Annotated in this window: 20 protein-coding genes; 11 read left to right on the forward strand and 9 right to left on the reverse strand. The window is 67.2% G+C overall.

What is annotated here, in order from left to right; genetic code table 11:
* Window positions 1–78 precede the first annotated feature (78 nt).
* From pncA to HLH25_RS06705, 6 genes are all read left to right on the forward strand, one after another.
* A complete protein-coding gene (gene pncA, locus HLH25_RS06680; protein ID WP_182973340.1) occupies window positions 79–681 on the forward strand; it encodes a bifunctional nicotinamidase/pyrazinamidase in 603 nt (200 codons plus the stop codon).
* Between the two features lie 105 nt (window positions 682–786).
* A complete protein-coding gene (locus HLH25_RS06685; protein WP_182973341.1) occupies window positions 787–1,911 on the forward strand; it encodes a BMP family ABC transporter substrate-binding protein in 1,125 nt (374 codons plus the stop codon).
* Complete coding sequence (locus tag HLH25_RS06690; protein ID WP_375288960.1) at window positions 1,904–3,541, forward strand: ABC transporter ATP-binding protein; 1,638 nt, start codon at window positions 1,904–1,906, stop codon at window positions 3,539–3,541. Before HLH25_RS06685 ends, HLH25_RS06690 begins: the two co-directional genes overlap by 8 nt.
* On the forward strand, window positions 3,538–4,626 hold the full coding sequence (locus HLH25_RS06695; RefSeq protein WP_375288962.1) for an ABC transporter permease: 1,089 nt from the start codon (window positions 3,538–3,540) through the stop codon (window positions 4,624–4,626). The genes HLH25_RS06690 and HLH25_RS06695 overlap by 4 nt, the downstream gene beginning before the upstream one ends.
* Window positions 4,623–5,561 (forward strand): ABC transporter permease, encoded by a 939-nt coding sequence (locus HLH25_RS06700; RefSeq protein ID WP_182973343.1) that lies wholly within the window; start codon window positions 4,623–4,625, stop codon window positions 5,559–5,561. Before HLH25_RS06695 ends, HLH25_RS06700 begins: the two co-directional genes overlap by 4 nt.
* 10 nt (window positions 5,562–5,571) lie before the next feature.
* A complete protein-coding gene (locus HLH25_RS06705) occupies window positions 5,572–6,444 on the forward strand; it encodes an aromatic ring-hydroxylating oxygenase subunit alpha (RefSeq protein WP_182973344.1) in 873 nt (290 codons plus the stop codon).
* Window positions 6,445–6,515: 71 nt separating this feature from the next.
* Here HLH25_RS06705 and HLH25_RS06710 read toward each other — a convergent pair whose 3' ends face one another.
* Window positions 6,516–7,085, reverse strand: coding sequence for an NADPH-dependent FMN reductase (locus HLH25_RS06710; RefSeq protein ID WP_182973345.1), 570 nt, complete (start codon window positions 7,083–7,085; stop codon window positions 6,516–6,518).
* 229 nt (window positions 7,086–7,314) lie between these two features.
* Between HLH25_RS06710 and HLH25_RS06715 the strand changes: the two genes are divergently transcribed.
* Window positions 7,315–9,447 (forward strand): AsmA family protein, encoded by a 2,133-nt coding sequence (locus HLH25_RS06715; protein ID WP_456305502.1) that lies wholly within the window; start codon window positions 7,315–7,317, stop codon window positions 9,445–9,447.
* 176 nt (window positions 9,448–9,623) lie between these two features.
* Here the strand turns inward: HLH25_RS06715 and HLH25_RS06720 are convergent, their stop codons facing one another.
* The 8 genes from HLH25_RS06720 to HLH25_RS06755 form a co-directional block, all read right to left on the reverse strand.
* Window positions 9,624–9,938, reverse strand: coding sequence for a hypothetical protein (locus HLH25_RS06720; protein WP_182973347.1), 315 nt, complete (start codon window positions 9,936–9,938; stop codon window positions 9,624–9,626).
* Window positions 9,939–9,955: 17 nt separating this feature from the next.
* The gene (locus tag HLH25_RS06725; protein WP_182973348.1) at window positions 9,956–11,359 is read right to left on the reverse strand and encodes an FAD/NAD(P)-binding protein; all 1,404 of its coding nucleotides are present in this window, start codon (window positions 11,357–11,359) and stop codon (window positions 9,956–9,958) included.
* Window positions 11,356–12,726, reverse strand: coding sequence for an LLM class flavin-dependent oxidoreductase (locus HLH25_RS06730; protein ID WP_182973349.1), 1,371 nt, complete (start codon window positions 12,724–12,726; stop codon window positions 11,356–11,358). Before HLH25_RS06730 ends, HLH25_RS06725 begins: the two co-directional genes overlap by 4 nt.
* A gap of 11 nt (window positions 12,727–12,737) precedes the next feature.
* Complete coding sequence (locus HLH25_RS06735) at window positions 12,738–14,900, reverse strand: TonB-dependent receptor family protein (RefSeq protein ID WP_246401574.1); 2,163 nt, start codon at window positions 14,898–14,900, stop codon at window positions 12,738–12,740.
* Between the two features lie 269 nt (window positions 14,901–15,169).
* Window positions 15,170–15,703 carry a flavin reductase gene (locus HLH25_RS06740; protein WP_182973351.1) on the reverse strand — a complete coding sequence of 178 codons (534 nt, stop codon included), beginning with the start codon at window positions 15,701–15,703 and terminating at the stop codon, window positions 15,170–15,172.
* A 25-nt stretch (window positions 15,704–15,728) separates the two neighbouring features.
* Window positions 15,729–16,904, reverse strand: coding sequence for an FMNH2-dependent alkanesulfonate monooxygenase (gene ssuD / locus HLH25_RS06745; protein ID WP_182973352.1), 1,176 nt, complete (start codon window positions 16,902–16,904; stop codon window positions 15,729–15,731).
* 1 nt (window position 16,905) lies between these two features.
* The gene (locus tag HLH25_RS06750) at window positions 16,906–18,345 is read right to left on the reverse strand and encodes an LLM class flavin-dependent oxidoreductase (RefSeq protein WP_246401549.1); all 1,440 of its coding nucleotides are present in this window, start codon (window positions 18,343–18,345) and stop codon (window positions 16,906–16,908) included.
* A complete protein-coding gene (locus HLH25_RS06755; RefSeq protein ID WP_182973353.1) occupies window positions 18,342–19,583 on the reverse strand; it encodes an acyl-CoA dehydrogenase family protein in 1,242 nt (413 codons plus the stop codon). Before HLH25_RS06755 ends, HLH25_RS06750 begins: the two co-directional genes overlap by 4 nt.
* A gap of 405 nt (window positions 19,584–19,988) precedes the next feature.
* On the opposite strand from HLH25_RS06755, the gene HLH25_RS06760 reads away from it, so the two are divergent.
* The 4 genes from HLH25_RS06760 to HLH25_RS06775 are packed head-to-tail and all read left to right on the forward strand — an operon-like array spanning window position 19,989 to window position 25,022.
* Entirely contained in the window at window positions 19,989–21,641 is a 1,653-nt protein-coding gene (locus HLH25_RS06760) for an ABC transporter substrate-binding protein (RefSeq protein WP_182973354.1), read from the forward strand.
* Window positions 21,638–22,576, forward strand: coding sequence for an ABC transporter permease (locus tag HLH25_RS06765; RefSeq protein WP_220791710.1), 939 nt, complete (start codon window positions 21,638–21,640; stop codon window positions 22,574–22,576). The genes HLH25_RS06760 and HLH25_RS06765 overlap by 4 nt, the downstream gene beginning before the upstream one ends.
* Window positions 22,573–23,439: an ABC transporter permease gene (locus HLH25_RS06770; protein WP_182973356.1), complete on the forward strand. Its 867-nt coding sequence runs from the start codon at window positions 22,573–22,575 to the stop codon at window positions 23,437–23,439. Before HLH25_RS06765 ends, HLH25_RS06770 begins: the two co-directional genes overlap by 4 nt.
* Entirely contained in the window at window positions 23,436–25,022 is a 1,587-nt protein-coding gene (locus HLH25_RS06775; RefSeq protein WP_182973357.1) for a dipeptide ABC transporter ATP-binding protein, read from the forward strand. Before HLH25_RS06770 ends, HLH25_RS06775 begins: the two co-directional genes overlap by 4 nt.
* Window positions 25,023–25,033 lie beyond the last annotated feature (11 nt).

Genomic DNA, 25,033 nt, shown 5'->3' on the forward strand with positions numbered 1-25,033 from the left:
CGTCCCCGAATCCCCGATAGCCCGACCGCCCGAAACGTGCCATCCCTGTTCCGAAACCGTACCGAACGGAGAGCCGCCATGATCCATGTCACATCCCACGATGCGCTGCTGGTCATCGACCTCCAGAACGATTTCCTGCCCGGCGGCGCGCTGGCGGTCCAGCAGGGCGACGCGGTCATCCCGGTCATCAATCACCTGACCCTCCTGCCCTTCGGCCAGCAGGCCGCCAGTCAGGACTGGCATCCGCACGGCCACGTCTCCTTCGCCAGCACCCATGGGCGGAAAGCCACGACCGATCACTGGCCCGACCATTGCGTGGCAGGCACCCACGGCGCGGCACTGGCGGCCGCCCTGCACCAGTCGCGAATCGGCATGGTGATCCGCAAGGGCCGCGACCCGGATATCGACAGCTATTCGGCCTTCATGGACAACGACCGCGCCACCCGCACCGGCCTGGATTCGTGGCTGACGGGACTGGGCATAAACCGCGTCTTCATCGCCGGACTGGCCCTGGATTATTGCGTGCGCTTCACCGCCATCGACGCAAAGGCCCTTGGTTTCGAGACGATCGTGGTCGAAGATGCATGCCGCGCGGTCGGCTCCGATCCGCAGGCGACATGGCAGGACCTGGCCCGGCACGGCATCACCCGCGCCCACGCCAGCGAACTCGCCGGCCTGTAGAACAGGAGGCGACCCGTTTCCGGGGGGAAACGCCGGCATCGGGTGGGACCGGTGCGGGCGAGCATCGAGAGGGGAAAGCGGAACCATGACCATTCCGGGTCAGGTATGACCACGCACGCGCCGAACAGACGGCTTCTGACATCCCGACGACATATGCTGGGCCTGGCCGCCGGAGCGGCCAGCAGCGGACTCCTGCGTCCCCCCGGCCTGCGGGCACACCCCCGCCTCCTGCCCCCGATCGCCGAGGCCGACGCACTGGTCGCCTTCGGCCATACCAGCCCGATCACGGACGGCGGCTGGACGATGATGCACAATCAGGGCGTCGAGGCCGTGCGCCGGGCCTTCCCCAACCTGCGCACGATCTATGTCGAAAGCGTGCCCTACTCGGCCGACGCCACGCGCATCTTCCGCCAGTTCGTGGCCGAGGGCGCACAGATGGTCATCGCCACCTCCAACTACGGCGATTTCATCCGCGACGTCTCCGACCGCGCGCCCGACGTCGCCTTCACGGAATGCGACGGCCACGCCGTCAGCGGCAATCTGGGCTGGTATTACATCACCCACTGGTATGCCAGCTACATCATCGGCATCGCCGCCGGACTGATGACGCGCACCAACAAGATCGGCTTCATCGGCTCGTTCCCCATCCCGTCGGTCTATGCCGGCACCAACGCGGTGCTGCTGGGCGCGCGTTCGGTCAACCCGGCGGTCACGATGCAGGCGATTTCGATCAACGCGTGGTTCGACCCGCAGGCCGCCACCCAGGCCGGCACCGCGCTGGCCGAAAACGGCTGCGACTTCCTGTGCGGCATCATGGACGAACCGGCCTACCTGCGCGTGGCCGAACAGCGCGGCATCAAGGCCGCGATGTGGAACACCGACATGCGCCAGTACGGCCCCGAGGCCTATGTCAGCTCCGTCACGCTCGATTTCCGCGATTATTACGTCTCGCAGGTCCGCGCCCGCCTGGCCGGCACCTGGCAACCCCAGGGCCACTTCCTCACATTGGGCCACGGCGTGGACCGCGATCCGTGGGGCCGCACCGTGCCGCCGGAGGTCGCAGCCCAGGCCGATGCGATGCGCACGCGGATCATGGCCGGCTACAACCCGTTTCGCGGCCCGATCCGCGACGCCGCCGGCCGCCTGCGCGTTCCGGCGGGCGAAGTCATGGAGGACGCCCGGATCTATCAATGGGATTGGGCGGTCGAAGGAGTCACCGGCCTTGACTGACCTGCCGCACGCCCGAAACGACGTCCCGCCGCCGATCCCCCCCGGCACCCCCCCGATCCTGCAATTGCAGGGCATCTGCAAATACTTCCCCGGCGTGATCGCCAACCAGGATGTCAGCCTGGACATCGCACCGGGCGAGATCCACGCCCTGCTGGGCGAAAACGGCGCCGGCAAGTCCACGCTGATGAACGTGGTGACCGGCATCTACCAGCCCGACGGCGGCGAGATCATCCTCGATGGCTACGGCCAGGTTTTCGCGGCTCCGCAGGATGCCATCCGCGCCGGCATCGGCATGGTCCACCAGCACTTCAAGCTGGTCCCGGCCTTCACGGTGGCCGAGAACATCCATCTGGGCTGGCGCGACACCCCTTTCCTGGCCTCGTCGAAGGTGCTGGAAGCCCGCACCCGTGCGCTGTCGGAGCGGTTCGGCTTCTCCGTCCGCCCCGACGCCATCGTGGCCGACCTGTCGGCCGGCGAGCAGCAGCGGGTGGAAATCCTCCGCGTCCTCGCCCGGCAGGCCCGCCTGCTGATCCTCGACGAGCCGACGGCCGTGCTCACCCCGGCCGAAACGCGCGACCTGTTCCGCGCCCTGCGCGCCTTCCGCGCCCAGGGCAACGCGGTGATCCTGATCAGCCACAAGCTGGACGAGGTCATCGACATCTCCGACCGCATCAGCATCCTGCGCGCCGGCCGCAATGTCGGCACCTACCGCACGGCGGACTGCACCGCCGCCGGCCTCGCCACCACCATGGTCGGGCGCGAGATCGTCCGCCGCGACCTGCGCGCCCGCGCCCCCGGCGCCACCCCCATCGCCCCCACCCCGGTCCTCAGCCTGCGCGGCGCCACCTGCCGCGACCCGCGCGGCGTGGAAACCCTGCGCGACGTCACGCTCGACCTGCATGGCGGCGAAATCCTCGGCATCGCCGGCGTCGCCGGCAACGGCCAGCGCGAACTCACGCAGGTCCTCACCGGCATGATGCCCCTGTCGGCGGGCGAAATCCTGCTCGACGGCACCCCGGCCCCACTGGCCGACCCCGCCGCCTTCGCCCGCGCCGGCATCGGCCACATCCCCGAAGACCGCCTGCGCAGCGGCCTGGCCCCCGCGCTGGACATCACCGACAACATGGCGCTGCGCGAATATGACCGCCCGCCGATCGGCCGCCACGGCCTCTACGACCGTACCGCCGCCAACCACCTGGCCCAGACCATCGTCGAAGCCGCCGAGGTCAGGGTGCCCGACCTCGCCACCCCCATTCGCAACCTGTCCGGCGGCAACCAGCAAAGGCTGGTGGCAAGGCGCGAGATCCGCATCGCCAGCCGGGTGCTGGTCGCCGCCTACCCCAGCCGTGGGCTCGATATCGGCGCCATCGCCACCGTCCTGCGCTACCTGACCGAACTGCGCGACCAGGGCGTCGCAGTGGTCCTGGTCTCAGAGGACCTGGAGGAACTCCTGAACGTCGCCGACCGCATCGGCGTACTGTTCCACGGCCGGCTGATGGCCACGATCGACGCCGCGACGGCGGACATGGAAACGATCGGCCTGCTGATGGGCGGCCGCTCGGCCCATAACGGCACCCCACATGGCGGCTCGATACCGGACGGCCCGACACAGGACGGAGGACAAGCCTGATGGCCGGCTCGCTGCAACGCCAACCCACCGTCACACCGGCCCGCAGGCTGGCGTGGCGCGCGGGTGCCGTCGTCACCGCGCTGGCGATCACCACCCTGTTCCTCGCGCTGTCGGGCCGCGACCCCCGCCTGCTGGCCGACCTGGTGGTCCGTTCCACCGTGGGCTCGCGCTTCGGGCTGGAAGACCTAGCCCTGTTCCTCACCCCCCTGCTGCTGACCGGCGCGGCCGTCACCGTCACCGGGCGGATCGGCGTATGGAATATCGGCGCCGAGGGCCAGTTCTACGCCGGCGCCATCGGCGCCACGGCCATCGGCCTGTTCCTGCCCGGCCCCGCGTGGCTGGTGCTGCCGCTGATGGCGGCCAGCGGCATCGCCTGCGGCATGGGCTGGATTCTGGTCCCCGCCCTGGCCCGCGCCTATGCCGGCGTCAACGAGATCATCACCACCCTGCTGCTCAATTTCGTCGCGGGCCTGCTCACCACCTACCTGGCGGTCGGCCCATGGCACGACCGCGTCACCGGCGCACTGGCCTCGACCGGCCGCCTGCCGGTACGCATTCCCGAAATCTGGGGCGTGGTCCATTGGGGTTTCCCGATCGCGCTGGTCATCGTGCTCGCTCTGGCCTGGCTGACCACCCGCACACGCTGGGGCTACCAGATCACCATCGGCGGCGCGAACGAACAGGCCGCCCGCTACGCCGGCATCCCGGTGCGCGCCCGCATCCTGGGCGTCATGCTGCTGTCCGGCGGGCTGGCCGCCCTGGCGGGCGTGTTCGAAGTCGCCGGCACCGTGCACCGGCTGCAAGGCGGACTGGCCAACAATTTCGGCTATTTCGGCATCGTGGTCGCGGTTCTGGCACGCGGGTCCTGCCTCAACGTGCTACCCGCCGCCCTGCTGATGGCCTTCATCCTCAATGCCGGCATCGTCCTGCAAACCCAACAACTGACCGGCTCGGCCGTGCTGGCCATCACCGGACTGGTGCTGTTCATGATCGCCATCGCCGACGAACTGGCGCACTACCAACCCGTGACGGTCCGCCCCGCTACCGTCGCCCCCGTTACCGTCGGCAAGGAGGCCCGGCCATGATCGCACTCCTGACCGGCATGCTCTCCACCGCCGTCCTCGCCGGCGGCGTCCTGGCCCTGGCCGCCCTGGGCGAAGTCCTGGCCGAGCGCGTGGGCGTCACCAATCTCGGCGTCGAGGGGCTGATGTCGCTGGGTGCCGTCATCGCCATCATCACCGTGGTCGCCACCCCCAACCCCTGGCTGGGCCTGCTGGCCGCGACCATGGCGGGGGCGGCCGGCGGCATGGTCTTCGCCTTCGCCACCGTCATCGTCCGCGCCAATCAGGTACTGTGCGGCCTGGCCATCACCTTTCTCGGCCTCGGCCTGTCGGCCAGCATCGGCCACGATTACGCGGGCGTGCCCTCGCCCGCCACGTTCGGCCGCGTGCCCGTCCCCGGCCTGTCCTCCCTGCCGATCATCGGCCCCGCCTTCTTCGGGCAGAACCTGCCGATCTACCTCATCTATCTGCTGCTGCCCGCCCTGGCGCACTGGGTGATGTTCCACACCCGCCACGGTCTGGCGATGCGCGCGGTCGGCGAAAATCCGGCGGCGGCCGACGCCGCCGGCCTGCCGGTCACCGCCCTGCGCTTCTGGTACGTCACGCTGGGCGCCGGCCTCGCCGGAGCCGCCGGCGGCTACCTCACCCTCACCTACGTCCCCGTCTGGTCGGAGGGGCTGGTGGCGGGCCGGGGCTGGATCGCGCTGGCCCTGGTCATCTTCGCCGGCTACCGGCCCTTCGGCGCCACGCTGTCGGGCCTGCTGTTCGGGCTCATCACCGCGCTTTCCTTCGTCGGGCAGGCCCGCAACTGGCCGATCGCCCCCGCTTTCCTGAACATGCTACCCTATCTGGGCACGATCGCGTTCATCATCGTGCCGGTGGTCGTCTGGCACCGCATGCGCCGCATCATGGCCGCCCCGGCGGCACTCGGCGTCCCCTATCACCGCGACGTCCGGTAAGGAGAATCCCATGACCCATCGCGCAGACCAGAACGACCGCGCCGTGCTGGATTCCTGGCACGCGGTCGGCTTTCTCGAAACACTGGGCACAGCCCCCGCCACGACCCGCCTGCTGGGCGTCGACCTGACCATCCAGCGCGACGCGGACGCCGCGATAACCGTCCACGCCCAGGGACACGACACCCCCCTGCCGGTCGCCGAACGCTATGGCTGCCTCTGGACCAGCCTCGGCACGCCACCCGCGACCCCGCTCGCGATCCCCGAAGCCGACGAGCCCGACCGCCGCCTGGTCTGCTGCGGCTCGATCGACGTCCACGCCTCGGGCCTGCGCGTGGTCGAGAACTTCCTCGACATGGCGCATTTCCCCTTCGTCCACACCAACATCCTGGGCGCCGAACCCCAGACAGAAGTCCTGCGCTACCACACCGAATGGCGGCGCGACGTCGATGAAATCTGGGCCACCGACTGCCGTTTCCACCAGCCGCAGGCCGCGCTGTCGGCGGTGGGCGGGCAGGACACGGGCTATATCTACCGCGTCGCCTCGCCCTTCGTGACCCTGCTGTACAAGACCTGCCCCAACGACGCGCTGCGCCCCGACGTCATCGCCCTGTTCGTCCAGCCGACCGAACCCGAGCGCTGCCGCGCCCACCCGGTCATGTTCCTGATCGACGATTTCTCGACCCAGGCCGACCTGATCCAGTTCCAGCAGAAGATTTTCCTCCAGGACCGGATCATTCTCGAAAACCAGCGCCCCCGCCTGCTGCCGCTGGACGCCCGCGCCGAAATCCCGACCCGCGCGGATTCCCTCTCGGTCACCTACCGCCGCTGGCTGAAGCAGAAACAGGTCCGCTACGGCGCCACCAGCACCCTGCCCGCCGCCTGACGCCACCACGCCACCACGCCACCACGCCACCGGTCACACCCGACCAGGGCACAACCGCCCTGGTCAGGCTCTTACGCCTTCAGCTTCCGTGCCAGCGCCGCCAGCGCCACCAATTGCCGCGCCAGAAAATCGCGTGTCGCGCCATCGGTCAGTTCCTGCGCCTCGGCATCGATCTTCTGCCCGGCCTGCCCGATCATCGCCTCAGGCCGGTTGAGCACCATGGCATCGAGAAAGACCAGGCTCTGACGCAGATGATACTGCGCCCGCGCCCCGCCGATCATACCCGGCGAAGCCGTCTGGATCGCCACCGGCTTTCCCGCCAGCGGCTGCGGCGTCACGCGTGAGAGCCAGTCGATGGCATTCTTCAGCACACCGGGCACCGAGTAATTATATTCGGGCGTCACGATAATCACCCCATCGGCCGCACGGATCTGCTCCGCCATCAGCAGAACGGGCGCCGGAAATCCCTGCTCCTGCACGTCGGCATCATAGAGCGGAAACGCCCCGACCGAGCCCAGCGCGCCGATGCTCACCCCCTCGGGCGCCAGCGCGGGCAGCGCCTTGGCCACGGCGGCATTGAGCGAAGCCCTGCGCAGGCTCCCCAGCAGGGTCACGAAATGAAGCGGAACCTGGTCTGCCATCATGCACCTCCGGCAGGCGCGCACCATCCGCGCCCTTCCCGTCCTCTCCCATGGCGGGCCGGCCCCACGCAATCACAATGCACAGCCGCCCCCCGCCGCCCCGGCAGACCCGACCGGGGGGAACCCCACCCGCCGTCAACCGTAAAAGATGGAACATCATCACGTTACGGCCGGTTTCCCGCTTCCGGCTCTCCACCCGCCCGCCACGGCCCAGCACGGAGATCCCTTCTTGACCCCACAGCCCGGCACACCCCCTCGCCCCTCCCCGATCCGCAGAACCCTGGCCATCCTGGCCGGCGTGTTCGCGCTGACCATCATCCTGCTGATCGCGCTGTGGAACTGGGACTGGTTCGTACCCATGCTCAACCGCCGGGCCTCGGCGTCCCTGCATCGTCCGGTCACGGTCGCCCACCTGCATGTCCGCCTCGGCTGGACGACCACGATCACGCTGGACGATCTGCATATCGCCCAGCCCGAAGGCTTCACGGCGGAGAAGGAAGAATTCGCCAGCGCAAAATCCCTGACCATCGCGATCAAGCCATGGCCCTCTCTCGTCGGCCACGGCCTCACGCTCCCGCTGGTCGCTCTCGACAGCCCACGCGGCGACATCGTGGCCCTGAAGGACGGCCGCAACAACTACACCTTCACGGCAGACGGCAAGCCGGCCCCGGACGACGGATCGCCCACCACCCTGCCCGATATCGGCGAACTGCGCATCACCGACGGCGATATCCGTATCGCGCTGGCGCGGCTGCGCAGCGATTTCCGCCTGGCGGTCCACACCACGCCCCCGGCGGAGGGCAAACCGGGCACCATCGTCGCCGATGCCAAGGGCCGCTACGCCGCCCAGCCGATCACCGGCCATTTCGTCGGCGGCGCGCTCCTGACGCTGGCCAATGCGCAGAACCCCTACCCGGTCGATCTATCCATCGCCAACGGCCCCACATCGGTCACCCTGCGCGGCACGGTCGACGACCCGCTCCATTTCGCCGGGGCGCAGCTCAACCTCAAGCTCGCCGGCCCGGACATGTCGCTGCTCTACCCGCTGATCGGCATCCCCATCCCGCAGACGCCGCGTTATTCCATCGCGGGAAAACTCGACTACACAGAAGCAAAGATCCGCTTCACCGGTTTCGACGGCCACCTTGGCGGCTCGGATATCGGCGGCGACATCATCGTCGATCCGCACCGCAAGGTCCCGTTCGTCGAGGCCACCCTGCGCTCCCACCGGGTGGACCTGGCCGACCTCGCCGGCTTCGTCGGCGCCGAACCGGGCCACGACACGACCGCCGATACGGCCGACACCAACGTCCTGCCCGACCAGCGCATCAATGTGCCCAAGCTGAACGCCGTCAACGCCCATATCGTGTATCATGGCGATCATATCGATAACAAACGCATCCCGCTGGACAATATCGACGTCGACGCCACGGTCCAGGACGGCGCGATCAACGTCCGCAAGCTGAACTTCGCCGTCGGCACCGGCACCCTCGCCTCCACCGCCACCCTCAACCCCGCCGCGAACAACGATTTCAGCACGCGCTTCAAGCTGGATGTCTCGCGCGTCCCCGTGGCACGTCTGATGAAGGGCGCCGGCTCCCTCGAAGGCCAGGGCACCATCGGCGGCCATGTCACACTGTCCTCCACCGGCCATTCGGTCGCCAACCTGGTCGCCAACGGCACAGGCGGCATCACGCTCGTGCTCGATCAGGGCGGTCACCTGTCCGCCATCCTGCCGGACCTGCTGGGGCTGCAACTGGGCAACGCCCTCCTCTCGGCGCTGGGCCTCCCCGACCGGACGCCGCTCCGATGCTTCATCGCCGACATGCCGCTCAAGGACGGCATCCTGTCCACAAACGCCTTCCTGCTCCAGACCGGCGACACCCGCACGACAGGCGACGGCACGATAAACTTCCGCACCAACACGCTGAATTACGCCATCACCACCCGCGCCATCCACTTCACCATCGCCTCGTTCCCCGGCGCGGTCCACATCACCGGCCCGCTACGCAGCCCGACCATCCTGCCGGGCGCGGAAATCGCCGGCCGCCTGGCCGCGACGGGCGCGCTGGCGGCGGTATTCCCCCCCGCCGCCATCATCCCCACCATCCAGTTCGGCGTCGGCAAGGGCTCGGCCTGCGAACAGGCGGTCGAACAGGCCAACGCCAACCCCGCCGCCGGCATCGCGCCCGGCGCCACCACCGGCCCCCACCCCTCCCCCGCAGCCAAAGCCGGCCGCACCGAGGCCAGCCGGAGCAAGGCAACCCACCCCGCTACCAGCACATCAGCCGCACAGGTCCGCGCGGCATGGGAAAAGAAGCTGAAGATGCAGACGACGCAGCAGAAACAGAACAGCCGCTGACTCCACGCCCGCGACCCTTTCGTCGTGGCATGACCGCGTGCGGAGGCCCTCGCCACCCTGCCCCCACTCAGGGACCACGCCGGGGTCCAGTCTTCGCATTCGCCGTCACGTCCGGCAACGCCGTCAATTCGCCGAACGCCGCGCGCGAAGGCAACGCCGCGACGAACAGGCGCGATTCACCGACAGCGAGCCGTCAACCCGGCACGGAGCATGCCGCTGTCGTTGAGCATCCGTTTGCTCGTCTTCTTATGCGCTCCCATCGTACAGATCGTTGATCGCCTCGATAATCTGCGCGAGTTGAAGCTTGTCTGCGGCTGACCGGACTCGCCTTCCTTGGTCAGCTTCGGCCCGAGATTCTGTATCCCTAGATCCTTCATCCGATGATACATCAGGCGCAGCGTCGTCGTATCGATCGTCTCGCGCTCCAGCTCTCCCAAAAGAGCGCACCATTCGGTCGCCCGTCTTACCACGGCATCCAGAACAAGAAACATGCTTCAACGACGATGTATCAGTGACTTGCAGAACCGCCGATACCCACCCCGCGCAGAATGGTCCCGGCAACCCTCTCCGCATTCGCCGTCACTTCCGGCAGCCCCATCAACTCGCCAAACGTCCCGCGCGACAGCGGCCCGGCGACGAACAGGCTCGCCTCGGCCACACCGTCCACCGACAGCGCATGGCCCTCCCGGTCGGTCTCCACTCCCAGCCCCACCGGGTCGGCCCGTAGCAACCCCTGCCGAGCCAGCCCGGCCAGAAAGGGCTGGGAAGACAGGATACGCGCATGATCCGGCCCGGTCGTCGTCACCACCGCATCGAACGAGGCAACCTCCCGCTCGCCACCCCGCCGGCGCAGCGTCACGGCAAACCCATCCCCCTGCCGCGCAGCATCGTCGATCCGCCCGGCCAGCACATGCAGCGTGCCCTCCGCGATCCGTCGCCGCAGCACCCGCTCCACCTGCGGCGCGATGCGAAAGCGCCGCGTATCCCAGAACGGCCGCACATGCCGCACCAGCCGCCGCCGCTCCACCACCGGCAACGCCGCCCAGATCGCCCCGGCCTGCCGCCGCACGGCGTTGAAAACGGTCTGCCACGGTCGCTCCGGGTCCGCGCGCAACGCCCGCCGCACACGCCGCAGCACGCCGCGCGCCGTCACGGCCGGATCGGTGGAAAAATCCCCCCACGCCTCGGTCACGTCGCTCAGATCCGCCTGCGACACCTGCCCCCGCCGCGACAGCGCCACGATCTCCCCCCGATGCCCGCCAGCGTCCAGCGACGCCACCACATCCGCCATGCTCAACCCGGTGCCCACGACCAGCACCCGATCCTCCGGCCCGATCGCCTCCAGCGCCCCGACAGCCCACGGGTCGACAACCAGCCGCCCCCCGTCCCCAGCCAGCCCGGCCAGCGCCGCCGGCGGTGCCGGGGCGGGGTGCGAGGTCGCAATCACCACGATCCCGGCCTCAGTCCGTTCGCCGTCATCGGTCGCGATCCACCACCCACCTCCCGGCCGGGGCGTCACCTCCGTCACGCGCGCGCGCCGATGCACCACCTGCCCGCTGGCCAGACGCGGCGCCAGCCGCGCCGCCACATACCGCCCGAACACCGACCGCGCGGGATAGGCCGCCCCGTTGGGCAACACGGCCTCGGGGTCAGCCTCCAGCGCACCATCCGCCCGCAACCAACGGTCGAAATCGTCCAGCGCCGCCGTGGTCAGGCTCATCCGCGCCGCCGGCACATTGATCCGGTGGCGCGGATCGCGCGCCCCATACGCCACCCCCTGCCCCAAAGCCTCACGCGGCTCGAACACCGTCACGGGCGGCAGCAAAGCGTCCCCGTTCGTCAGATGCCACGCAATCGCGGCCCCGCTGAAACCGCCGCCGATAATGGCAATCCTGGGCACTGAATCCGTCATGCCGTCTCCGTATGGCGCACGCGGCTGGCCGGATGGTCCGCACCCAGCCGGTCTCCGCGCCCGAACAATTTCTCACGCAGGGTACCGGGCCGATACTCCCGCTTGTAGATGCCACGCCGTTGTAGCTCCGGCACCACATACGCCACTACATCGGCAAAGCTTTCCGGCGTCACGGCATATGCCAGATTGAACCCGTCCACACCGGTCCGCACCACCCATTCCTCCAACAGGTCGGCAACCCGCTCCGGCCCGCCGACAAGAGTGGTGCCCATGCCGCCGATCGCGGCATGTTCCGCCAGTTCCCGCACCGTCCACACCCGGCCAGGGTCCTCCACCGTCAGCGCATCGACAGCGGAATGGATCGCGTCATTGCGGATATGCCGCACCGGATCGTCCGGCGCGTACCGCGAAAAATCAATCCCCGTCCACCCCGACAGCAGCGTCAGCGCCCCCTCCAGGCTCACATACCGCCGATATTCCTGCCATTTCGCCTGCGCGGCCTCGTCATCCGCTCCGGTCATGATGGTCAGCAGCGAGAAGATCAGCGGATCTCCCGCGTGCCGCCCTTCCTGCCGCGCCCGCGCCCGCAGGTCCGCGACCGCGTTCGCCACCACCGCCGCCGATGGCCCGGCCACGAACACACACTCCGCATGCCGCGCGGCGAACGCCCGCCCACGGGAAGACGCCCCGGCCTGATAGAGAACCGGCGTCCGCTGCGCCGAAGGCTCGCAGAGATGGATCGCATCCAGCTTGAAATATGCACCCTCATGCACGATCCGCCGCACCTTCCCAGGGTCGGTAAAGATCCCCCGCGCCGCATCGCGCAGAACCGCATCGTCCTGCCAGCTTTCTTCCCACAGCCGATAGACCAGATGCAGATACTCGTCGGCAATGTCGTAGCGCGTGTCATGCGCCACCTGTCGCGCGTGCCCGGTACCCCGCGCCGCGCTGTCCAGATAACCGGTCACGATATTCCAGCCGATCCGCCCGCCCGTCAGATGATCCAGCGTCGACATCCGCCGCGCGAACGGATAGGGCGGCTCGAAAGACAAAGTGGAGGTCAGGCCAAATCCCAGATTCTCCGTCACCGCCGCCATGGCCGAAATCAGCATCGCCGGATCGTTGACAGGCACCTGCGACGCATTGCGCAGGGCGGCATCCGCATTGCCGCCATACACGTCATACACGCCCAGCACATCGGCCAGGAACAGCCCGTCGAACAGGCCACGCTCCAGCAACCGCGCCAGATCGGTCCAGTAGCGGATGGTGTTGTAAGTCCCCGACCGGTCGCGCGGATGCCGCCACAGGCCGCTGGCCTGATGCGACACGCAATTCATGTCAAAGGCATTCAGCCGGATCTCGGACATCGCCCGGCCCCTCAGTTGAAGCCCAGCGACACGCCGGCGAACACGCCCAGCCCATCGCCCGGCTGCATCACCGCCAGTTGCTTGCCCGCCGCGATATAACCCGGCACCACGATGGCGGCATAATGCGTGTTGGCCAGATTATTGACGCTCAGGAACACCTGCCGATGCTTGCCCGGCCATTCATAACCGACATTCAGATTATAGATGTGATAGGACGGCGCGAAATAGGTTTCGTCATACGCGGCCCCGACCTTCGACGACACCTGGGCATTGAACCCGGCATAGAACCCGGCCTTGGTGTCCAGATGAATCTCGCCCTGATAGAAATGCTCCGGAATCCCCGGCAGCCGGTTGCCGCCGAACACCGCATCATGGCGAAAGCGGAAATTCTGCCAGGTATAGGCCTGCCGTAGCGACAGCCGGTTCCCCGCCCATTCATACAGCGTGGTCTCCAGCGACGCTTCCACGCCCTGATGCGTGGTCGGCGACGCATTGCCATAGATCGAGGCCCCGACCGCCTGCGATTGCGGCGTCATCACCGACAGCAATTCGTTCCGTACGTTGGAATAATAATAGGTCAGGCTCCACTTGTTCCGCCACGCCTGCCCGGTGGTGCCGATTTCATATGTGGTCGCCGTCTGGTTGCGCAGCCTCCCCGCGCCAGAATTCATGCCCGATTGCGGAATATTGCCGGTAAAATAAGGTCCGGCATAATTCAGGTTCCAGTCGTTGGGCGGCTGGATGCTGCGGCTCACATTGCCATACAGTTCCACATGCGGGCTGACGACATAGCGAAATCCGCCGCGCGGCACGAAATTGACCGAAGACTGTTTGAAGTTCGCCCCGGCCGCCGTGTACGGATACGGCACGCCGGACGATTTCTGGATAAACGCCACCGCCGCCGCCGTCGTCAGCCAGAAATCATGGAACAGTTCGGTATTATTCCGAAGATGGAAATAATTTTCCGTCCCGCCATAGGTCACATGGCGCAGGATCTGCCCCATCGGCAACCCGGCCAGATGCCCGGTCCGCACCCGCACCCGGTTGGTCTGCCACGCTTCAAGGTCCGACGTATCCATGAAGCCGAACTGGGTGTCACTCTTGTGCCCGGCCAACACGTCATGGCGCGTATAGTTCAGCGTCGCGGCAACCGTCTTGTAGCCCCAGATCTGGCTGAAACTGGTGTTCTGGATATCGATCGGCGCATCCTGGTAATCGAACCCCAGATCCAGCTTCGACTGGTCGTCGATCCGGATCGACGTCGTGTTCCCGTAAAACTTCGTACCCGGCTGGATGCGCACGGAATGCCACGCCCGATAGGGCGACTGCGCCTGCTTCGGGTTCGTCAGAATCTGGTCCCGGGTCAGATACCCCGGATACCCGTTGCGCGTCTGGCGATAGCGGAAGAAGAAGCGCGTCGAAACCCGGTCATTGAAGCGATAGCCGAAATTTCCATTCACGCCGAAACTGTTCGCCTGCGTCTCGGTCTGGTAGCCGCCGCGATAGGAGTTGGTCACGCTGAGATAGTAATCCGCCTTGCCGATCACCTTGCCCGAACTGAGCTGCTCCTTGGTGTAGCCGAAGCTGCCGGCTTCCACGCGCGCCTGATAGGTCTGGGCATCATAGCCGGTCTGGGTCACGTAATTGATGCCGCCGCCCAGTTGCAGCCCGCCATAATCGAAGGCATTCGCGCCCCGCAGAACTTCCGTGTAGCGCAGCCCCAGCGGCTCGAACAATTCATAGGGCGTCCCGGCCGGCGTCGTCACCGGCAACCCGTCGAACATCATCAGGATGCCGGAGCGGAAATAATTGGTCCCGACCTGAATCCCCGACCCACGGATCGACAGCCGCAACCCGTCCCCCCCACCAGAGGATTGCGCAAACACACCAGGCTGAAACGCCAGCGCATCGGCATTGGTCAGGTTACGCCCGCGCAATACCTGCCTGGCGTCGATCACCGTCGCCGCCCCCGGCAGGCTGTCCAGTTGCGCGCGGGCCAGATCGGCCGGCGACAGCCGATGGGTCGCCACCACGATATCCTCGCCCTTCACACGCGGCGCCGCCACGGCGGAAGGCTTCTTCGGCGCGGATGCCGCATGGGCCACATGTTCGGCAGGCCGGCGCACGGCCGCATCATCGGCCCAGGCATTGGCCGCCAACGGCCCCGCCTGCATCAGGGCCAGCGCCGACGGACCAAGAAGCAGCCGGGCGGATTGCGAAAACGACCCCACCCGCCTGGGCAGGGCAAGACGACGCGAAAAAGAACGGGGCATGACACACGATTTCCAGATTCTGATGAAACAAGCAGCGACGATCCAATTTCAGCAATTCAGGTCGTCGTTATTCCCCGCGCAGCAGAAAGCACAATCCCGCTTTGTTTCATTTTATATTTGCAATTTTTATCGTGAATTACCGGCACACCAAAGACGTGCCTTCGCTCCCGTCAACAGGATGTCGGCACCACAGCGTAGCGCCGCGCGAACCACACCAGCCCGTCCGTCTGCGCCCCGGCCAGATGCACATCCAGCACCTGCGCGAACACCACCGTATGGGTGCCGGCCTCCACAACGCGCTCGACCCGGCATTCGAAGGTCGCCAGCGCCCCATCCAGCAGCGGCGCCCCGGTCACGCCCCGCCGCCAGCGCGCCCCCGCGAAACGCTCCTCCATCGTCTTCGACCGGCTACCGAAAGCCGAGGACAACCCCTGCTGCGCCCCCCCAAGCACATTCACCGCCAACACCCCATGATCGAGAACATGCGGATGCGCGCTGGTGGTCCGATTGATGCAGACCAGCAGGGTCGGCGGCGTATCGGACACGCTGCACACGGCGGTCGCGGTAAAGCCGTGCCGGCCCTTCTCGCCATCGGTGGTCACGATGGTCACGGCACCCGCCAGCAGGGCCATGCCATCGCGAAAACGCTGCCCGGCTTCGGCTGCAAGCGCGTCGGGCACAGGGGCTTTTACGGAAACATTCATGTCGGCCGATCCTTCCGGTCGTTTATCAGGCGGCACGATGGCCGGACGCACCGGGCCGATGGTCGCCCGCAATCGTCTCGCCGAACGGCCCCATATTGCTGATCGAGGCCGCCCCACGCACCGGATGCGCCGTCGGCAGCAGCGGCAGCACCAGTTCACCGAACTGATAGGCTTCCTCCAGATGCGGATAGCCGGAGAAAATGAAACTATCGATCCCCAACCTGCGATATTCGTCGATCCGCTCGGCCACGGTCGCCGGGTCGCCCACCAGCGCGGTGCCCGCGCCGCCACGCACCAGCCCGACACCGGCCCACAGATTGGGGCTGATTTCCAGCTTGTCGCGCCGCCCGCCATGCAGCGCGCTCATCCGCGCCTGCCCCACGGAATCCATCCGCGCAAACACCTTCTGCGCCTCGGCAATGGTCGAATCGTCCAGATACGAGATCAGCCGGTCCGCCTCCGCCCACGCCGCCTCGTTGGTCTCGCGCACGATCACATGCAGACGGATACCGAACGACACCTCGCGCCCCTGTGCCTCGGCCTTGCGCCGCACATTGGCGATCTTCTCGGCCACCTGGGCCGGCGGCTCGCCCCAGGTCAGATATTTATCGATATGCGTAGCCGCGACATCCACCGCAGCCGGCGACGACCCGCCAAAATAGAGCGGCGGCCCGTTTTCCTGAAAAGTCGGGAACAGCAGGCGTCCGTCCTCAATGCGGAAATGCGGCCCCTCATGGTTCACGGTCTCGCCACGCAGCAGGGCGCGATAGATCTCCAGGAATTCATCGGTTATCGCATAACGCTCGGCATGGTCGGCAAAGAACCCGTCGCCGGCATTCTCCTTCGGGTCGCCGCCGGTCACGATATTGATCAGCAGCCGCCCGTGCGAAATCCGGTCCAGCGTCGCCGTCATCCGTGCGGAGAGCGTGGGCGATTGCAGGCCCGGCCGCACCGCGATCAGGAATTTCAGCCGCTCCGTGCTCGGCGCCAGCGCCGACGCCACCACCCAGCTATCCTCGCAGCTCCGCCCGGTCGGGATCAGTACCCCGTAATAGCCCAGAGCATCCGCCGCCCGCGCCACCTGCTGCAAATACGGCAGATCGACCGGCCGACCGCCTTTCTGCGTGCCCAGGTAACGGGAATCGCCATGGGTCGGCAGAAACCACAGCACATTGATTTTCTCGGGGATCGCGACACGCATGTCAGGACGCCTTGTTCTGGATCAGGTCAGGAAAAAGCGGCGGCGTCGGCGTGGCCAGCGCCGCCGGGTCGCGATAGCGCGCGGCGGCATGCCGGTCGGGCAGCCGGGCATGGCCGGCGCCGAACAGCCGCTCGCGCAGGGTTTCATCCGGCGCATAGGCGGTGCGATACCGCCCCCGCGCCTGCAACTCCGGCACGATCAGGTCGATGAAGTCCCGCGCGGTATCAAAGGAATGGTATTGGCGCAGATTGATGCCGTCGATGCCATCCACATCCAGCCACGCTTCGATCGCATCGGCCACCCGCCCCGGCGCACCGGCGATGAAATAGCGTCCTTCGTCGAAACGGCCGATCTGCTCCAACGCGCTGCCCACCGTCTGCTCGGGCCGGAACCGCCGCCCCATATTGCCAAAGCGCGCACCTTCACGCTTCAGCACGCTGGCGATCGTATCGTTCGGGTCGTAGCGGCGCAGATCCACTTCCGACTGCGCATGGATCAGCGCGCCTTCCAGACTATAAAATGCGCGGTAAGCCTTCAGCTTTTCCTGCGCCGCCTGCTCGGTCGGCCCGGTGATGATGCCCGCCTGGACAATAAAGCGGATATCGTCAGGCCGACGGCCGAAAGCCTGTGCCCGGCGGCGGGTCGCGGCGATATTGCGGCGCACGTCCTCGGTCGTCTGCCCGCCGATAAACACCACTTCGGCATGGCGGGCCGCATATTCCAGCCCCGCCGCCGACCCGGTCGCCTGAAAGAGCACCGGCGTGCGCTGCCGCGTCGGCTGCACCAGATGCGGCCCGGCAACCTTGAAATGCGCGCCGTGATGGTCGATGGCCCGCACCCGCGCCGGATCGGTAAAGATACCCGCCGCCCGATCGGCGACAATCGCGTCGTCGTCCCAGCTTCCTTCCCAGAGCTTGTAGAGAACATCGATATATTCATCGGCGATCACATAGCGTTCGTCATGCGGAATCTCGTCTTCCAGCCCGAAATTCCGCGCGGCGGATTGCAGGTACGAGGTCACGACATTCCATCCCACCCGACCGTTCGTCAGCACATCCAGCGTCGCCATGCGCCGCGCGAAGGCAAAGGGCGGCTCGTAGGTGGTCGAAAAGGTCACGCCGAAACCGACATGTTTCGTCACTGCCGCCATCGCTGGCACCAGCATCAGCGGGTCCAGATTCGGAATCTGCACCGCCTGCCGCAACGCCGCCGCCGTGCCGTCGCCAAACCGGTCATAGGTCCCCACGACATCGGCCAGGAACACGGCATCGAACAGCCCGCGCTCGGCAAGCTGCGCCACCTCCGTCCAGTAGGACAGTTCGGAAAACCGATGACGGTTATTGCCGGGTGCCCGCCACATGCCATGCACGATGTGGCCCACGCACGCCATCTCGAACAGATTGACGTGCAACTGTCGCGGCGCGGTCTCGTAGCTGCTCATGCCGAAGGCTCCTTACCCGGCGTGGCGGCGGCGGCGGCAGACCGCCAGATCGCATCCAGCGCCGTACCGTTCAACTCCTGGTCCCCCAGCGCCCGCGCCCGCTGCACCGCCGGATTGTGCGAGGCCAGCACACGCGCATTGCGCCAGTGCCGGTCCAGCCCCAGCGCGGACGACGTGGCCGAAGCCCCGCCGACCTCGAACAGCCGCGTCGTCGCCTCCAGCGCCTGCTCCAGCACAATCTGCTGGGCCTGGAAGGCAATACGCTCGGCCTCGTCATAAAGCGGATGTTCCAGCACGCCCGCATCCCATGCCTCGGATGCACGCTCCAGCGCCCGCGCCACATCGTCGACCAGCGCGGATGTCGAATAAGCCAGCGCCGACAGCCGCCCCACCACCTGCTGCACCAGCGGATCATGGCGCTGGCTCACCTTGCCCGGCACGCCGAAGGTCCGGGTACGCGGCCGCACGAACGCCACCGCATCGCGCAGGGCGGCACGCGTAATCCCCGCCAGCGTCGCCAGATGGAACAATTGATAATAGGCGGTCAGAAAACTGCTGCTCGGCACATGGTCGAAGGACGACCGCGCCAGAATCTGCTCTTCCGCAACCGCCACGCCGTCAAAGCGCGTCGTCCCGCTGCCGGTCAGCCGTTGGCCGAACCCGTCCCAATCGTCCTGCCGGGTCACGCCGGGCGCGGCCGCCGGCACCGCCAGATGCACACGCTCGCCGTTCGCGTCGGCCACGACGATGATCCAGTCGGCATAGAGCGTGCCGGTCGAATAATATTTGGTCCCGTCCAGCCGCCAGCCGTCGCCCTGCCGCGTCAGCGTGGTGCTGGTACCGGTGCTGTCGGTCAGTTCGGCCATCGCCGCGCCAAACAGCGCGCCATCCACGATGCGGGCATACCAGACAGCCGACCGCGCCCGGTCGGTGTCCCGCCGCCGTCCTTCGATGAAGGCAAAATGCGCGCGCACGATCTGCGGCAGGTTGGAATCCGCGGCGGCCAGTTCGGTCAGCAGGCGGAACGTCTCCACCAGCCCCACGCCCGCGCCCCCGGCCTCGCGCGGCACGCGCAACCTCCCGAACCCCACCTCACGCAACCACGATACCGCCTCATAGGGCAGGGTCCGCCCCTGTTCGCGCGCCACCGCACCCTCGGCGATCCGCTCGAACACCCCTCGCAGACCTCCCTCCGTCAGAGGGGCTGGGGCCGGCGCATCCTGCGTCAATGCGTCCATCGTCTTCCGATGCCTCCGCCATAAACAACAAAAATAAACGTACTTAATCTCCGTTATCCAGAGCATTATAAACGATTCGAATTGAGTCAATGCAGATATCACTAAATCTACAAAATTCAGGCGTGAAAATCCTTTCAACATATTGAATTATATATAAAAAATTTTTAGCCTCCTTTCTGACCAACCCCAGCACCACGCCGCATCCGCCCGACGCATGCGCGGCGGCGCCACACACGCCCCCATCGCCGGATACGACTCCCAACCCGCAGGAGGACCGCACCCGAACATTGCACAACACCAAATGATATATTTTTCCTTGATATTGAAAAATAACACGCTAACGATCGTCACATCCCGGCCGAAATTAACGATTTTTTTTAGCGGTTCATTCCCGAAAGCATGTCGATGCCTCCTCCCCTCCACCGCACCTCCAGCCAGGCGTTATGGCTGGGCGCGGCCGCGCTGCTACTGGCCACGACGGGGTGCCGCCGCCACGATTCCCACGCCACGGCGCACGAACCGGTCCAGGGCGGCACCCTGATCTACGCGACCGACCGCGAACCGATCTGCCTGGACCCGCATGTGCAGGGCGACATGCCGCAGGTCTTCCTGGCCGAGCAATATCTCGATTCGCTGGTGGCGATGGACAGTTCGGGCCGCATCCTGCCCTGGCTGGCCACCGACTGGACGGTCTCGGAAGACGGACGGACCTACATCTTCCACCTGCGCCACGACGTCACCTTCACCGACGGCACGCCATTCACCGCCGAGGCCGTGCGGGCGAACCTGGATCACATGGTCGATCCCCACACCCAATCCAGCACCGCCGGCGGCTACATCAAGCAATATGCCGGCACCGACATCATCGACGCCTACACGGCCGCCGTTCATCTCAAAACGCCCTATGCCGCCTTCCTCGAAGTGCTGGCCCAGGGCTTCCTCGGCATCGAATCCCCCCGCGCCCTGGCCCGCCCGCGCGACGAAAACTGCCAGAATCCGGTCGGATCAGGCCCGTTCCGCATCGTGCGCTGGGACCACCAGAGCCAGATCGTCCTGGAGCGCAATCCGGCCTATCGCTGGGGCTCGCCCACGGCGCACCACACCGGCCCGGCCTACCTGGACCGCATAGAATGGCGCATCATCCCCGAGGCATCGGTACGCTTCGCGGCCCTGCAAGCCGGCGAGGTCGATGCCATCGACTCCCTGCCGCCCGAGGCCGAAACCCCGGCCCGGCGCAATCCCGACCTATGGCTGCTGATGGCCGACCGTCCCGGCAACCCCACGAACGGCACGCTGAACATCAAGCGCGCGCCCTTCGACGATATCCGGGTGCGCGAGGCTTTCATCCGCTCCGCCGACATCGACGGCGCGCTGGCCAGCGTCTTTTTCCACCACTACCGCCGCGCCGGCGGCCCGCTCAGCCCAACCACCCCATTCTATAGCCCAACCTTCGAACACCACGCCGATTACGACCCCGACCGGGCACGCGCCCTGCTGGACCAGGCCGGCTGGACCGGCCGCACGGAGGACGGCATCCGCACCCGCAACGGGCACGCACTGATTGTCCACATCCCGCTCAAGGCCTCCCTTTCCGCCGCCGAACGCACGCTGTGGGAACAGGTTCAGGCCACCGCGCGCGCCACCGGTTTCGACGTTCGGCTGGAAAATGGTGACGACACGTCGATCCTCGAACGTGAGGGCCATTGGGATTACGATGTCCGCATCGGCTACTGGAACACCAACACCGCCGACGTGCTGCGCATCGTCTTTTCCTCCGCCTTTCTCGGCGCCGCCGGCGTCGGCGGCCACCACCAGAACGAGGCGGGTTTCAGCGATCCCACCTTCGACCAGATCGTAAACGACGCCCTGCTGACCACCGACCCGGACAAACGGCGCGCGCTGTATCTGCAAGCCCAGACGATTGCGGCGCGGAACTTCCTGCAAATCACGACCTATCCGCAGAGCACCCGCCTCGCCCTGTCGCGCGCGGTGCATGACGTGCGGCTCGAACCCTCGCTGAACGTCACCAGCCTCTACGATGCATGGGTAACGCGATGACCCACCTTCTCCACCGCGCCGCATGGCGCCTGCTGGGTGGCCTGCTGGTGCTGCTGGCAGCCGCCAGCCTCACCTTCGCCGCCCTGCACCTCACACCGGGCGATCCGGTCACCGCCATTCTCGGCGGTGCCGCGGCCAACCCCACGCCAGAGGCCATCGCCGCCGCCCGCCACGAATACGGGCTCGATCGCCCGCTTGCGGTGCAATACGGCCTCTATATCGCCCGCATCGCACGCGGCGATCTCGGCCAGTCCTTCTCGCAGCACATGCCGGTCATCGCGGTGCTGCGCGCGCAGGCCCCGCCGACGCTGGCGTTGATGGCCGCATCTCTGGCGGTGGCATGGCTGCTGGCATTGCTCTCAGTCGTCCCGACCGCCCGGCGCGGCATGGCCGGAGCCATTGCCTCAACGCTGGAGACGATCAGTGCCGGGCTGCCGCAATTCTGGCTCGGCATCCTGCTGCTGTGGGGCCTGGCGTTTGAATGGCGCCTGCTGCCACCGGCCGGCAATCACGGCCTGCAGGCCCTGGTGCTGCCCACCCTGTCGCTGGCCATTCCACTGGCCGGCTTCATCGCCCAGGTGATGCGCGAATCCTTCGATCTGGCGCTGGACCAGCCCTTTATCCTCACCGCCCGCGCACGCGGCCTGAGCGATGGCGCGGTCCGGCTGCGCCATGCCCTGCGACACGCGCTCCTGCCCTGCATCGGCCTCTCGACATGGGCGGTCGGCGCGCTGGTCGGCAATGCGGTGGCCATCGAAATCATCTTCTCGCGACAGGGGCTGGGGCGCGAACTGTTCCTGTCCGTCGCCACGCATGACATGCCGCTGGTCTCCGGCATCGTCCTGTTCATCGCGCTGACCTACATCCTGGCCGGCCTCGCCGCCGACACACTCATCGTCCTCGTCGATCCCAGACTGAAGGGAACGCGCCCATGACCAGCCTGTCCCTCGCCCCCTCCGTGGGCCGCCTGCCCTCCCGGCGCCGCCTGCCGCGCCCAGGCCATCTCGGCCCAGCGGCGGCAGTCCTGTTCCTGGCCCTGCTGAGCATCGCCGCACTGGCCCCGCACCTGCTCATCCACACCGACCCGCTGGCCATCGCCCCGCGTGAGGCCTTCCACGCCCCGTCGATGGCCCATCCGTTCGGCACCGACCAATCCGGCCGCGACATCCTGGCACGGGTCATCTACGGCGCCCGGCAATCACTGGCGCTGGGCTGCGGCGCCATCACGCTGTCGCTGAGCATCGCCACCATTCTGGCGCTGATCGGCGGTCTGGGCGGCCGCATCGCCGAACAGGGCGTGCGGTGGCTGATCGACATCCTGTTCGCCTTTCCCGTGCTGGTGCTGGCGCTGCTATGCACCGCGACACTCGGAAGCGGCATCGGCCCGCTGATCGTCGCGATCGGGGTCAGCAGCGCCGCCGGCTATACCCGCATGGTGTTCGGCCAGGTGCTGTCGGTGCGTGGCGCGGGCTATGTCGAGGCCGCGCGGGCTCTCGGTCACAGCCCGGCGCGCATCGTCGTCCGGCACATCCTGCCCAATGCCTTCCGGCCGCTGGTCGTCACCGCCACCATGGGCGTGGGGCAGACCGTCGTATGGTCGGCCGCGCTCTCTTTCCTCGGCCTGGGCGCCCCGCCACCGGCGGCGGAATGGGGCACGATGCTGTCGATGGGCCGCGATTTCATCGCCGAGGCATGGTGGATGACCTTCTTCCCCGGCCTCGCCATCGTCGTGACCATGCTGTCCACCACGATCGCCGGCCGCGCCCTGCAACGTGCGATCGAGGGACGTGGATCATGATTCTGGAGGTTGAAAATCTCTCGGTTTCCTTCCCCACGCCGACGGGCGAGCATGTGGCTGTCCATGACCTGTCCTTCACCCTGCAACCGGGCCGGGTGGTGGCGCTGGTCGGGGAATCCGGATCGGGCAAGAGCGTTACCGCCCGCAGCCTGATCGGCCTCGCAGGGGCACAGGCCCGCGTCTCCGCCCGCCGCCTCTCACTGGGCGGGCAGGATCTCCGCACCCTGTCGCCGCGCGACTGGCGCGCGCTGCGCGGGCGCGACATCGGCATGGTCCTGCAGGATGCCCTCGTGGCATTGGACCCGCTGCGCCCCGTAGGGCGGGAAATCGCCGAATCCCTGTCCGCCCACAAATGGGGCACGCGGGCCGAGCGAAACGAGCGCGTGCATAACCTGCTGGAACAGGTCGGTATTCCCGACCCGGCCCTCCGCGCCCGCCAGCGTCCCGACGAACTCTCCGGCGGCCTGCGCCAGCGCGCGCTGATCGCCAGCGCCATCGCGCTGTCTCCCCCGCTGTTGATCGCGGACGAGCCGACCACGGCGCTGGACCCCTCTGTGCAGGCCCAGATCCTGCGCCTGCTGGGGCGGCTGCGCGACAATGGCACCGGCCTGCTGCTGATCAGCCACGATCTCGGCTTCGTTGCCCGCCTGGCAGACCATGTGATCGTCCTGCATCACGGCGCGGTGGTGGAACAGGGCGCGACCGCGCAGGTTCTCGGCCGGCCCGTCCATGCCTATACACGGACGCTGCGCGACGCCGACCCGGTGCGCCACCCGCCACGCGCCACCGCGCACCATGGCACCGAAACGGCTCCGCTGCTGACCGCCGACGGCCTGTCGCTCGACCGGCGCGGCCCCGACGGGGTCGCCCGGCCCATCCTGTCCGATGTCGGATTCAGCCTCCATCCCGGCCGCACGCTCGGCCTGATCGGGGAATCGGGCTCGGGAAAGACCACCACCGCGCGCATCGTCATGGGCCTGACGCAGCCCGATACAGGCGAGGTAACCTTCCTGGGCGAACGATGGGTGCGAGGCGGGCGGCAGGGAGTGCCGGAAGGGGATCGCCGCCCGCGGCGCAGGGCAATGGCGATGATCTACCAGGACCCCCTGGGCTCATTCGATCCGCGCTGGACGGTGCGGGACATTCTGGCGGACGCACTGTCGGCCGCCGGTAATCGCGACCACGCCATCGCCACCCTGCTGGACCGCGTGCGCCTGCCTGCGTCGATCGCCGCGCGACGACCGGCCAGTCTCTCAGGCGGCCAGCGGCAGCGGGTGGCGATCGCGCGCGCGGTCGCGGTCCGGCCGGCGCTGATCGTGTGCGACGAACCGGTTTCGGCGCTGGATGTTTCCGTGCAGGCCCAGGTGCTGGACCTGCTGGAGGAATTGCAGCGCGAACTGAACATGGCCTATCTGTTCATCTCGCACGATCTGGGCGTCATCCGGCGGATGTGTGACGATGTTCTGGTGATGCAGTCCGGCCGGATCGTCGAGGCCGGTCCAGCGGCGGAGATTCTGACTGCCCCCCGCCATCCCTTTACCCGCACCCTGCTGGACGCTGCACAGGACCTTTCGGCCGCCTGACAGAAAGAGAT

The organism is Gluconacetobacter dulcium (genome assembly GCF_014174165.1).
Classification (GTDB): Bacteria; Pseudomonadota; Alphaproteobacteria; order Acetobacterales; family Acetobacteraceae; genus Gluconacetobacter; species Gluconacetobacter dulcium.

What these genes read in the sequence shown, in the direction of transcription:
- pncA (WP_182973340.1), top strand. Translation starts at nt 79, where the DNA reads ATGATCCATGTCACATCCCACGATGCGCTGCTGGTCATCGACCTCCAG.
- HLH25_RS06685 (WP_182973341.1), top strand. Translation starts at nt 787, where the DNA reads ATGACCACGCACGCGCCGAACAGACGGCTTCTGACATCCCGACGACAT.
- HLH25_RS06700 (WP_182973343.1), top strand. Translation starts at nt 4,623, where the DNA reads ATGATCGCACTCCTGACCGGCATGCTCTCCACCGCCGTCCTCGCCGGC.
- HLH25_RS06705 (WP_182973344.1), top strand. Translation starts at nt 5,572, where the DNA reads ATGACCCATCGCGCAGACCAGAACGACCGCGCCGTGCTGGATTCCTGG.
- HLH25_RS06710 (WP_182973345.1), bottom strand. Translation starts at nt 7,085, where the DNA reads ATGGCAGACCAGGTTCCGCTTCATTTCGTGACCCTGCTGGGGAGCCTG.
- HLH25_RS06720 (WP_182973347.1), bottom strand. Translation starts at nt 9,938, where the DNA reads ATGTTTCTTGTTCTGGATGCCGTGGTAAGACGGGCGACCGAATGGTGC.
- HLH25_RS06725 (WP_182973348.1), bottom strand. Translation starts at nt 11,359, where the DNA reads ATGACGGATTCAGTGCCCAGGATTGCCATTATCGGCGGCGGTTTCAGC.
- HLH25_RS06730 (WP_182973349.1), bottom strand. Translation starts at nt 12,726, where the DNA reads ATGTCCGAGATCCGGCTGAATGCCTTTGACATGAATTGCGTGTCGCAT.
- HLH25_RS06735 (WP_246401574.1), bottom strand. Translation starts at nt 14,900, where the DNA reads ATGCAGGCGGGGCCGTTGGCGGCCAATGCCTGGGCCGATGATGCGGCC.
- HLH25_RS06740 (WP_182973351.1), bottom strand. Translation starts at nt 15,703, where the DNA reads ATGAATGTTTCCGTAAAAGCCCCTGTGCCCGACGCGCTTGCAGCCGAA.
- ssuD (WP_182973352.1), bottom strand. Translation starts at nt 16,904, where the DNA reads ATGCGTGTCGCGATCCCCGAGAAAATCAATGTGCTGTGGTTTCTGCCG.
- HLH25_RS06750 (WP_246401549.1), bottom strand. Translation starts at nt 18,345, where the DNA reads ATGAGCAGCTACGAGACCGCGCCGCGACAGTTGCACGTCAATCTGTTC.
- HLH25_RS06755 (WP_182973353.1), bottom strand. Translation starts at nt 19,583, where the DNA reads ATGGACGCATTGACGCAGGATGCGCCGGCCCCAGCCCCTCTGACGGAG.
- HLH25_RS06760 (WP_182973354.1), top strand. Translation starts at nt 19,989, where the DNA reads ATGCCTCCTCCCCTCCACCGCACCTCCAGCCAGGCGTTATGGCTGGGC.
- HLH25_RS06765 (WP_220791710.1), top strand. Translation starts at nt 21,638, where the DNA reads ATGACCCACCTTCTCCACCGCGCCGCATGGCGCCTGCTGGGTGGCCTG.
- HLH25_RS06770 (WP_182973356.1), top strand. Translation starts at nt 22,573, where the DNA reads ATGACCAGCCTGTCCCTCGCCCCCTCCGTGGGCCGCCTGCCCTCCCGG.
- HLH25_RS06775 (WP_182973357.1), top strand. Translation starts at nt 23,436, where the DNA reads ATGATTCTGGAGGTTGAAAATCTCTCGGTTTCCTTCCCCACGCCGACG.